Origin of the sequence: Oscillibacter sp., assembly GCF_032018205.1 — a bacterium.
In the GTDB taxonomy this organism is placed as follows: Bacteria; Bacillota; Clostridia; order Oscillospirales; family Oscillospiraceae; genus Oscillibacter.
The window spans coordinates 25,146-35,630 of the sequence record NZ_DALZOY010000017.1; the positions used below are offsets into that span (position 1 = coordinate 25,146).

Sequence of the window (10,485 nt, forward strand, 5' to 3'; positions counted from 1 at the left end):
CTCTGTCAGTCCACGACCTCTAGCTGATCCAGTTCCAGTTCCACGGGCGTTTCCCGTCCGAACATGGAAACCATCACGCTGACGCGGTTTTTCTCGGGCTCGATCTCCTCCACCACGCCGGTAAAGGTAGACAGAGGACCGTCCACGATTTTCACATGGCTGCCCACGGAGTATTTCACTTCAATCTCGTGTTTTTCCATGCCCATGGACAGCGCCTCTTCCTCTGTCAGAGGAATGGGCCTGTTGCTGGCCTCGCCGACAAACCCGGTCACGCCGCGGATATTCCGCACCAGATGCCAGGTTTCGTCCGTCAAGACCATTTTAATCAGCACATAACCGGGGAACACCTTGCGCTCAACCTCTTTTGAGGCGCCGCCCTCGGTGATCTCCGTGACCGTTTCCAGAGGAATTTCGATTCTGAGAACCATATCCTCCATGTTGCGTCCGGTCACAAACTTCTCAATGCTGGTCTTTACCGCGTTTTCATAGCCGGAATAGGTATGGATTACATACCATTTCGCGCTCTCTGTCATCACTCGCCCCTTACTTCAGAAACGTGATGATGAGCTGGATGCCGTTAATGAGAAAATAGTCGGCAATCCAGATGCACGCGCCGATGAGCAGAGAGCACAGCAGCACGGTTCCCGTGTCTTTCGCCACGGTCTTGCGGTCGGTCCACACGATTTTTTTCATTTCGCTTTTCATTTCCCGAAACCAGCGGGTTCTGTCCTTTTTCTTGGCTTCTTCCGCCATGTTTACACGCCCTTTCTCGTCATTCGGTCAATCACTTCGTCTCGCTGTGGAGCGTGTGCTTCTTGCAGAAGGGGCAATACTTGTTCATTTCCATCTTGTCCGGGGTGTTCTTCTTGTTCTTCATAGTGTTGTAGTTTCTCTGCTTGCACTCGTTGCATCTCATGGTCACTTTCACGCGCATTTAACGGCACCTCCTTATTATTGGCCTCTTGTCCGGCTTGAGCCGGAGAAGCCGACTGCCTCCCTGCCCTCCAAAGCGGCCTTCGTCCCGCGCGAAAGCGAAAACGCGCACGACAAATAAACCCTTTTTCACAGGTAAAGTTGATTTTAGCAGAAATAATGCCCTTAGTCAACCTGTTTTCCGAATTTTTTAGCAGGATTTTCTCCGTTTTCATGGTTTTTTCTTAAATGTGAGATATCCCTCCAGAATCAGCGCCGCCGCCACCGCGTCCACGGTCTTCTTCCGCTTTTTTGCATTCTGTCCGTTGCCCTGCAAAATCCGGTGGGCGTCGATGGTTGTCCGCCGCTCGTCCCAAAGGACCACAGGCAGTCCCACCGTCTCCCGCAGCAGCGCCGCCATGGCCTCCGCCTTTTCCGCCCTCGGCCCCAGCGTCCCGTCCATGTTCTTGGGATAGCCCAAAACCAGCTCTTCCACACCGTATTCCTCCGCGAATTTTTTCACGCCTTCCGCCACCTGTTCGGGGCGGTAGGCGTTGATTACGGTGGTAGTCCCGGCCATAAAGCCGGTGGGGTCGGAGATGGCAATGCCCGTGTGAGCGTCTCCGTAGTCAATGGCCATAATCCGCATGCGCATTTCCTCCAAATTAAAATTACTCTCGTGATTCTGCGTTTTTTCCAGCGGCTCTATGGCGTGCGGCCCGCCGCCCGCAGGGCATCACACTTTGCTTTTTGCCGAAATGCCGCCCAGCCCTCAGTCCTCCAGCTTCTGCGCCAGCTTGGGCAGCAGCCGTTCTGTGCACCGGTCCCGGAAAACTTCCGCTTCTGCGGGATCGTCAAAATCTCCGTTGGTGCGGTCCAGATAAAACGTCATCACAATTTGCCGCCCGTCCCTCACCAGCAGGACAAACTGATTCCAATTGTCCTCACTGGGCGCCGCCGCCCATGCCTCGTCCACCAGACTTGTCTCCACCGGGACAGTCTCTCCTATCCGATAGTAACCGTCCAACCCGTCATACATCTCCATTTCTGTTAGAGAGGCAAAGGCTTGCTCCGCCGTCCAGACGAATGGAAGCCGGATGCTCACGGTACGCAGTTCCAAAATTGAGTTCGCCTCTGCCTCATTGGCACGCTCCCTCAACTCGTCAATCTCCGCACCCGCCATCGTCCACTTGTGATAAAGTTCTCCAGAAACCCCGTTCTCCGCAAATGTTCCATCATAAAACTTCTCCAGCCGCACCACCGGAAAGTCCACCGTCTCCGACACGGGAAGGACATGGCTTGAGGAGATTATGCGAATCCCCAAAAAGAACGGCATGGTAAGTGCCCAGACCATCAGCAAAATCCTCAGCACAGACGTCACCACGTACTGCCTATGGGCCTTGCGGTAATCCGCGTGATGATCCAGCGGCTCTCCCCCCGTCAGGCGCCTGCGTAGCCGCCGAATATTCAGCCAACTCCGTAAACTGTTCACCATCTCCAACAGGCCAAAAAGAACCCAATAAATTCTGAAGGGCTTCTCTCCGGTTACCAACAGCTCAAACCTTAGATCGGGCCGTCCCGTCGTAATTACATCCCAAAATACCACAGCCAGCAAGACCAGCGTCAAAAAAACGTCTCTCCGAAACTTTCCATGCAGTCGCTTCAGGGACTTTGCCTGCTCTACGGGGTCGGTGTGCAGCTCCGGCACGCCCGCGTTTTCGTCGGTCTGGAAAACATAGTAGCAGATGTCCTTCCGGAAGCCCTCCTCGGTATGGAGCGCCGCGAAATGCCACCCGCAGGAATCGTACAGTGCCAGCTCATCCTCCGTCAGCGCCCGACTCAAAATATCCATGCGGTAGCGGGTCTTTTGGGGCGTTCCCCGCTTGAACCAGGCGAACCAGGTGGTGAAATGATCCACAAACAACCCTTTTTCTGCCATGTCGGAAAACCAGCTCTCGTTGCGGTCCAAATCGCAGAGGTCATCCGGCTTCCACTTGCGGACGTATCCGTCTTCCTCCTTTTCCCAAGCCTCTACTCGGTCAAGCATTTCGTGTCCTCCCTCCAGCGCGTCTGATCCTCCAGCATGGCTTGCAGCCGCTCCGTCTCCGCCCGCAGCGCCGCCCTGCCCGTCTCCGTAATTGCATAGGTCTTGCGCCGCCCGTCGTCGTCCACGATTTCGATATATCGTTCCGTCTCCATCCGGGTCAGAACGCCGTACAGCGTCCCCGGTCCCATGCGCACCCGTCCCTGAGAAGCTCTTGGCACCGAGGCCATGATCTGATAGCCGTGGCTGGGCACGGTCAGCACCAGCAAAATATAGTACATGGCTTCCGTCATCGGTCCCCCGACTGGCATAAGGCTCCCCCCCTCGTTATATCGCGTCACAATATATCGCGTCACGATATATTTTCTACATCATACTCTGCTTGCTTCTTGCTGTCAATTAAATTTTCGTCGCCGCATAGTTCGTCCGGCCCGGCAACAACAGCATCCAAATCCGTCTTACCCCAGACATGTGTCTGGGGTAAGACGCCGTGGCATCAGGAGTAACCAGCAGACATACGCCGGAAAACAGCGCGGACGCAGGGAAATTACCCTGCGTCCGTGCTGTTTCATCTCTTAAATTCCGGCAGAGATCACTCCACCACAATCCCCCGCTGGTCAAACTCTTTCAAAAGCCGCTCCATGTCGGAGGGAATGATGATCGGCTCGCCGCAGGCCTTGATGGCGTTTGCCACGTCCTTCAGGCCGTTGCCGGTGACGATGGACACCACCGTGTCGTTTTTCCCCAGCACACCCTGATCGCACAGTTTCTTCACACCCGCAGCGCCGGTGACGCCCGCAGGCTCACCAAACACGCCGCAGGTACGGCCCAGCAGCTTTTGCGCCGCCATAATCTCCTCGTCGGAGACGTTCACCACAATTCCGTTGGACTCCCTAATGGCCGCCAGCGCCTTGTCCGCGTTCCGGGGCACGCCCACGGCGATGGAGTCCGCCAGCGTGTTCTCCTCCATCGGCTCCCAAGGCTTACCATCCGTAATGGCACGGTTCAGAGGGCAGCAGCCCTCCGCCTGTGCGGAAATCAACCGGGGCAGCCGGTCGATAAATCCGATGGCGTACAGGTCCTTTAAGCCCTTCCAAACGCCCGCGATGGTGCACCCGTCGCCCACGGACAGCGCCACATAGTCCGGAACCTGCCAGCCAAGCTGCTCCATAATCTCCAGAGAAACCGTCTTCTTCCCCTCGGAGAGATAGGGATTGATGGCGGCGTTGCGGTTGTACCAGCCCCACTTGTCAATGGCCTGCTTGGACAGCTCGAAGGTCTCCTCATAGCTGCCCTCCACGGAAATGACCGTGGCGCCGAAGGTCATAAGCTGGGCCACCTTCCCCTTGGGCGCGCGGGAGGGAACGAAAATATAGGTTTTCAACCCCGCCGCCGCTGCGTTGCCCGCAAGGGATGAGGCCGCGTTTCCGGTGGAGGAGCAAGCAATCACCTTTGCCCCGGCCTCCTTGGCCTTGGCAACCGCCATAGCGGAGGCACGGTCCTTCAAAGAGGAGGTGGGATTCTGCCCGTCGTCCTTCACCCACAGTCTGCCAAGCCCCAGCTCTTCGGCAAGGCGCGGCTCCTCGTAAAGCGGGCTGTTGCCCACCCGCAGGGGGGTGTTTTCGGTGCTTTCCTCGATGGGCAGCAGCTCGCGGTAGCGCCACATGGTCATGTCCCGCCGGTCCGCCAGCTTTTCCTTGGTCAGTTGGGTTTTGATATAGTCGTAATCGTATTCAATGTCCAGAATGCCCCCGCAGTCGCAAATGGTCAGGTCAGGCACGGCGGCATGAGTCTTGCCGCAGCGGGTGCACTTGCCGTATTTCACATTTTTCATGGTTGGGTTCTCCTTATCAAATATGAGCGTTCACGCGTCGTCCATGTTCTCTTCTTCCCGCAGATTCTCCAGCGCCACCCGCACGGCCTCCACCACGAAGGCGGAAAACGTGCAATTGGTCCCCCGGATGGAAGTCTCAACCTCTTCAATCACATCGTTTGGAAAACGGATTGTCTTATTCGTGGTAGTAGGAATCTTTGGTATTTTAAACTTTCTCATGGTGCACCTCGTAATATTTTATATATTACGATAGTATTGCAAAATGCGATACATTTAAGCATTGCACGAGCCATGCAAAAGCCTTGCGTTTTAGCTTCTAAAGTAGTAAAATATAATTGAGGTGAGAGTGTATGATACCTTTTCCCGGAAAAGAAGAAGAATTTCCCAAGTATTACACAATCATTTTCAATGCAGTCACAGATGCCCTCAGAGAGCTGGACGCGGGGAATCCCGTGAAAGCCAAAGCCCTTCTCATTCAGGGCCAGCAGAAGGCAGAGGACGCATTTCTCTCCGCCTCTGAGGGGCCGGAGGACAGCTAAACGTCAGGGCGGGGCAAAAAGCCCCGCCCTGAGGCGTTTTTATCAACTTACAAAAGGGGGTATACTTCCGCTTACAGAGACTTCAGAACGCCGGTGGCCTCGTTGAACTCGTTGATCAGCGCGTCCAGCTCGGCGGCCTGCTTGTGCACTGCGTCCCAAGTGCCCTCCACGTTGTACCACAGGTCGTTCAAGTCCTGCACGGTGCGGCCCTGCTGCTCCACCCAAGTGTAATACTTCAGGTTGTGGATGCGCTTGCGCTCCTCATAGGTCAGCTCCAGCAGGTTGTCGGTCTTCACGCCAAGCATGTGCAGAGCGTGGTCCAGAGCGGCCTCCTTCTCGGAATATGCGCCGTGCTGCTCGTTCAGCTCCTCGATGCGGCTGCCGTACATCACGGCGGAGTCGGTGAGGACGGTGGCAACCACGTCGTGCTCGGTCAGCTCATAATACTTCGCCATCTTGATGCAGCACAGCACGTTGGCAATGCCGGAGATGCCCAGCCAAGTCAGCTTCTCAATCAGGTCCGCGTCCAGCTTCAGCTCTTCTTTCAGATACTTCTTGCCGTCCTCGGTGTTGAACAGGCGCAGCAGACGCTGAGAATCCTCGTCGTCAATGGCGATGGCCATGTCGGTATTCTTCACGTTGTGAATCCAGGGGATGTGCTTGTCGCCGATGCCCTCGATCCGGTGTCCGCCGAAGCCGTTGTTCAGGATGGTGGGGCACTGAAGCGCCTCGCCCACGCCCAGCTTCAGCCGGGGATACTTGTCTTTCAGCAAATCGCCCGCGCTCATGGTGCCGGCGGAGCCGGAGGTGAAGCACGCACCCGCGAAATTGTCGCCGGGGCGCTTGATGGACTCATACAGGTCAGCCAGCGCGTTGCCGGTGACGTTGTAGTGCCACAGGGGGTTGCCCATCTCCTCAAACTGGTTGAAAACCATATACTGGGGGTCCTGCTTCAGCTCCCAAGTCTTGTCGAAAATCTCCTTGACGTTGGACTCGCAGCCGGGGGTGGCGATGATTTCACCGGCGATGGTCTTCAGCCAGTCAAACCGCTCCTTGCTCATCTCGGCGGGGAGGATGGCAACGCTCTCGCAGGCCAGCAGCTTGGAGTTGAACGCGCCGCCGCGGCAGTAGTTGCCGGTGGAGGGCCAAACGGCCTTGTGATGGGTGGCGTCAAACTGGCCGGTGACAAGGCGGGGGGCAAGGCAGCCGAAGGAAGCGCCCACCTTGTGGCAGCCGGTGGGGAACCACTTGCCGGCCATGGCAACGATGCGGCAGGGCACGCCGGTGAGGGAGGAGGGCAGCTCCACATAGTTGGGGGCGGCCTGGAACAGTCCGCCGCTCTCCTTGGCTTCGTTCTTCCATGTGATGCGGAACAGGTTCATGGGGTCCACGTCCCACATGCCAAGGTTCTTCAGCTTCGCCTGAATCTTCTCAGGAATCGTCTCGGGATGCTGCATCTGGGCCACGGTGGGGATGACCACGCCGTTTTCCTTTGCCTTTTCAATGTTATGGGCCAGTCCCTGGGGATTCTTGGTCAAATCAATCATAGTTCTTTACCTCCTGATGTTTTTGAATCGTCGATATAAGAATATAAGGTATACTTCGAGATGCCGAAGTATTTTGCCACCTTGTCGCCGGACTTGGTGACGAGAAACGCGCCGTTTTCGTTGAGAAAGCGGATGGCATTCACCTTGTCGTCCTTGGTCATCAGCGCCACCGGCTTTCCCACCAGCGCCACCGATTGGCTGATCAGCTCCTCCAAAAGGTCGTTGATGTTGACAATCCGCTCCGGCTCCGCCGGCTGCGGGCCGGGAACGTTGGTGAGAGAATGCACCGCATCCTCCACCATCAAGAGCTTTGACACGTCGAAGTTGATGGCAAGAATCGCCGCCACCTTTTTGTGGGCCCCCCGGATATAAATTGTGGAGGACTTGAGAATCTTCCCGTCCGGCGTGCGTGTCAGATAACAGTACTGGTCCTTGGGCTGGGCGTCCGACTGAACGATTTGCTCCAGCACAACATAGGACGCGCCGTCTCCCACCTTCCGTCCGGAAACATGTCCATTCTCAATGACAACAATGCTGTGATCCGGGTGTCGGCTCAAGTCGTGCACCACCACCTCGCAGTCGCTTCCGAACTGCGCGGCGATTCCCGCGGCGATCTGACTGAGCATTTCCAGTTTTCCGCTTTCCGTGCGCTATCCCTCCTCCGGAACCTGCCTTTTCAGGCAAAAGTTCCTGTATTAACAGACCCATCATACCATACTTTGTGCAGAAATCAACCTGTTTGCAGAAAAATTTTTAGGTTTTCTTATTTTTTGTTTGACATCTGCGTTTCTTATGCTATGATGAGGATAGAAAAAGGGACGGCACAGTCCAAATCGTGTTATTTTTTTTAATATATTTTTACAGGAGGTCGCAAAATGAATTTCGATGCAATCAAATCCGCTGCAAAGGGCTATGAAGCCGATATGACCAGATTCCTGCGGGATCTGATCGCAATTCCCAGCGAGAGCTCCAACGAAGAAGGCGTCATCCGCCGCATCGCCGCCGAGATGGAGAAGGTTGGCTTTGACAAGGTGGAGATTGACGGCGAGGGCAACGTGCTGGGCTGGATGGGCAACGGCGAGAAGATCATCGCCTATGACGCACATATTGACACCGTGGGCATCGGCAACCGGGAAAACTGGAAGTTCGACCCCTACGAGGGCTATGAGAACGAAACCGAAATCGGCGGCCGGGGCGGCAGCGACCAGGAGGGCGGCATCGTCTCCTCTGTCTACGGCGCGAAGATTATGAAGGATATGAACCTGATTCCCGAAGACGTCACCGTCCTCGTCACTGGCACGGTGCAGGAAGAGGATTGCGACGGCCTTTGCTGGCAGTATATCCACAACGAGGATAAAATCACGCCCGAGTTCGTGATTTCCACCGAGCCCACCGACGGCGGCATCTATCGCGGCCACCGGGGCCGCATGGAGATCCGCGTGGACGTGCACGGCGTAAGCTGCCACGGCTCCGCCCCCGAGCGCGGCGACAACGCCATTTTTAAAATGGCCGACATTCTTCAGGACGTCCGCTCTTTGAACGAAAACGGCGACGGCCCTTCCAACGAGATCAAGGGCCTTGTGAAGATGCTCAACCCCTCCTTCAACCCCGAGCACTATGAGGACGCGCAGTTCCTTGGCCGTGGCACCGTCACCGTATCCGAGATTTTCTTCACCTCTCCCAGCCGCTGCGCCGTGGCGGATAGCTGCGCCGTGTCTTTGGACCGCCGCATGACCGCCGGCGAGACTTGGGATTCCTGCATCAAGGAAATTGAGGACCTGCCCGCCGTGAAGAAGTACGCCAAGGACGTGAAGGTCACTATGTATATGTACGACCGTCCCGCATGGACCGGCCTGAAGTATGAGACGGAGTGCTACTTCCCCACTTGGATCAACAAGGAAACCGCTCCTCACATTCAGGCGCTGGTGGACGCGCACAAGGGCCTGTACGGCGACAAGCGCGTGGGCACCCCCACCTCCTCCGAGCTTGCCCTTGAAAAGCGCAAGGCGCCCCTGATCGACAAGTGGACCTTCTCCACCAACGGCGTTTCCATTCAGGGCCGGTACGGCATCCCCTGCGTGGGCTTTGGTCCCGGCGCGGAGTCTCAGGCCCACGCCCCCAACGAGGTCACCTGGAAAGAGGACCTGGTCGCCTGCGCCGCCATGTACGCCGCCGTTCCCTCCCTCTATAAGGGCAAGGGCACCGAGGACGTGAGCGTGTATCGCGGCGGCAAGACCAACAACGATATTAAGTAAGAATTTTCCCTCATGTTCGCAGGATACCCTGTTTTCAATACAGGGACTGACTTTTTGATTTGAGAAGGAGTTATGGATATGTCCAAGACCATCGAACTGGCCAAGCATCTGGAGCACCTGCACACCAACAATATGTACAAGAACGATTTTTACTGGACCTGGGACAAGACCGACGAGGAGCTGGAGGCCATTTTCACTGTGGCCGACGCGCTGCGGGACCTGCGCGAGCGGAACAAATCCACCCGCGTGTTTGACTCCGGCCTCGGCATCTCCATCTTCCGGGACAACTCCACCCGCACCCGCTTCTCCTTTGCCTCCGCCTGCAACCTGCTGGGCCTTGAGGTTCAGGATCTGGACGAGAAGACCTCCCAGATCGCCCACGGCGAAACCGTCCGCGAGACGGCCAACATGGTGTCCTTCATGGCCGACGTCATCGGCATCCGGGACGATATGTTCATCGGCGAGGGCCACAAGTATCAGAAGACCTTCATGGACGCCGTGAAGGAAGGCTATCAGGACGGCATTCTGGAGCAGCAGCCCACGCTGGTGAACCTCCAGTGCGACGTGGACCATCCCACCCAGTGCATGGCGGATATGCTGCACGTCATTCATCAGTTCGGCGGCGTGGAGAACCTCAAAGGCAAAAAGGTCGCCATGACTTGGGCCTATTCTCCCTCCTACGGCAAGCCCCTCTCCGTTCCTCAGGGCGTGATCGGCCTGTTCACCCGCTTCGGCATGGACGTGGTTCTGGCCCATCCCGAGGGCTATGACGTGATGCCCGAGGTGGAGGAGATTGCCCGTAAGAACGCATCCGCCACCGGCGGCTCCTTCCAGAAGGTCGCTTCCATGGGCGAGGCCTTCCAGGGCGCGGACATCGTGTATCCCAAGTCCTGGGCGCCCTTCGCCGCCATGGAGCAGCGCACAAAGCTGTATCAGGCGGGCGACTCCGCCGGCATCAGCGAGCTGGAGAAGAAGCTTCTCGCGCAGAACGCTCTGCACAAGGACTGGGCCTGCACCGAGGAAATGATGAAGAAGACCAAGGACGGCAAGGCTCTGTATCTGCACTGCCTGCCCGCCGATATCTCCGGTCTTTCCTGCCCCGAGGGCGAAGTGGACGCCTCTGTGTTCGACCGGTATCTGGTTCCCCTATATAAGCAGGCCAGCTTCAAGCCCTATGTCATCGCCGCCATGATCATGATGAGCAAGGTGAAGGACCCTGCCTCCGCCCTGATGGCGCTGGACATGGCCGACAGCAAGCGCAAGCTGTTCTAAGACGTATCCATACCGGGTCTGGAGGACCGCCGGACCCGGTATCTCCCGCCGGAATCTTTCCGACTGTGTGGCGGCGGCTGTG

General features: G+C 56.9%; 13 protein-coding genes. 3 read left to right on the forward strand and 10 right to left on the reverse strand.

Annotated elements, in window-relative coordinates:
• Positions 1–5: 5 nt before the first annotated feature.
• The 8 genes from nusG to RTU96_RS12505 all read right to left on the reverse strand — a co-directional run bounded on the left by nusG (position 6) and on the right by RTU96_RS12505 (position 5,009).
• On the reverse strand, positions 6–533 hold the full coding sequence (gene nusG, locus RTU96_RS12470) for a transcription termination/antitermination protein NusG (protein ID WP_294855682.1): 528 nt from the start codon (positions 531–533) through the stop codon (positions 6–8).
• Positions 534–543: 10 nt separating this feature from the next.
• Positions 544–753, reverse strand: coding sequence for a preprotein translocase subunit SecE (gene secE, locus RTU96_RS12475; RefSeq protein ID WP_293009482.1), 210 nt, complete (start codon positions 751–753; stop codon positions 544–546).
• A 31-nt stretch (positions 754–784) separates the two neighbouring features.
• Positions 785–934, reverse strand: a complete 150-nt coding sequence (gene rpmG / locus RTU96_RS12480) for a 50S ribosomal protein L33 (RefSeq protein ID WP_293009483.1) — start codon at positions 932–934, stop codon at positions 785–787.
• Between the two features lie 210 nt (positions 935–1,144).
• Positions 1,145–1,561: a Holliday junction resolvase RuvX gene (gene ruvX / locus RTU96_RS12485; protein ID WP_293009484.1), complete on the reverse strand. Its 417-nt coding sequence runs from the start codon at positions 1,559–1,561 to the stop codon at positions 1,145–1,147.
• A 123-nt stretch (positions 1,562–1,684) separates the two neighbouring features.
• Entirely contained in the window at positions 1,685–2,959 is a 1,275-nt protein-coding gene (locus tag RTU96_RS12490) for a DUF2812 domain-containing protein (RefSeq protein WP_312636947.1), read from the reverse strand.
• Positions 2,944–3,267, reverse strand: coding sequence for a PadR family transcriptional regulator (locus RTU96_RS12495; protein ID WP_312636949.1), 324 nt, complete (start codon positions 3,265–3,267; stop codon positions 2,944–2,946). The genes RTU96_RS12490 and RTU96_RS12495 overlap by 16 nt, the downstream gene beginning before the upstream one ends.
• A 281-nt stretch (positions 3,268–3,548) precedes the next feature.
• Positions 3,549–4,790, reverse strand: coding sequence for a threonine synthase (locus tag RTU96_RS12500; RefSeq protein ID WP_312636951.1), 1,242 nt, complete (start codon positions 4,788–4,790; stop codon positions 3,549–3,551).
• 30 nt (positions 4,791–4,820) lie between these two features.
• On the reverse strand, positions 4,821–5,009 hold the full coding sequence (locus RTU96_RS12505) for a YlcI/YnfO family protein (protein WP_312636952.1): 189 nt from the start codon (positions 5,007–5,009) through the stop codon (positions 4,821–4,823).
• Between the two features lie 131 nt (positions 5,010–5,140).
• On the opposite strand from RTU96_RS12505, the gene RTU96_RS12510 reads away from it, so the two are divergent.
• The gene (locus tag RTU96_RS12510; protein WP_312636953.1) at positions 5,141–5,329 is read left to right on the forward strand and encodes a hypothetical protein; all 189 of its coding nucleotides are present in this window, start codon (positions 5,141–5,143) and stop codon (positions 5,327–5,329) included.
• 71 nt (positions 5,330–5,400) lie between these two features.
• On the opposite strand, the gene RTU96_RS12515 is transcribed toward RTU96_RS12510, so the two are convergent.
• Entirely contained in the window at positions 5,401–6,876 is a 1,476-nt protein-coding gene (locus RTU96_RS12515) for a pyridoxal-5-phosphate-dependent protein subunit beta (protein ID WP_312636954.1), read from the reverse strand.
• Positions 6,873–7,502 carry a transcriptional regulator gene (locus RTU96_RS12520; RefSeq protein ID WP_293007980.1) on the reverse strand — a complete coding sequence of 210 codons (630 nt, stop codon included), beginning with the start codon at positions 7,500–7,502 and terminating at the stop codon, positions 6,873–6,875. The genes RTU96_RS12515 and RTU96_RS12520 overlap by 4 nt, the downstream gene beginning before the upstream one ends.
• 249 nt (positions 7,503–7,751) lie before the next feature.
• On the opposite strand from RTU96_RS12520, the gene RTU96_RS12525 reads away from it, so the two are divergent.
• Both RTU96_RS12525 and ygeW read left to right on the forward strand, forming a co-directional pair.
• Positions 7,752–9,131 carry a YgeY family selenium metabolism-linked hydrolase gene (locus RTU96_RS12525; protein ID WP_312636955.1) on the forward strand — a complete coding sequence of 460 codons (1,380 nt, stop codon included), beginning with the start codon at positions 7,752–7,754 and terminating at the stop codon, positions 9,129–9,131.
• Between the two features lie 78 nt (positions 9,132–9,209).
• Positions 9,210–10,403: a knotted carbamoyltransferase YgeW gene (ygeW, locus tag RTU96_RS12530; protein ID WP_312636956.1), complete on the forward strand. Its 1,194-nt coding sequence runs from the start codon at positions 9,210–9,212 to the stop codon at positions 10,401–10,403.
• Positions 10,404–10,485 lie beyond the last annotated feature (82 nt).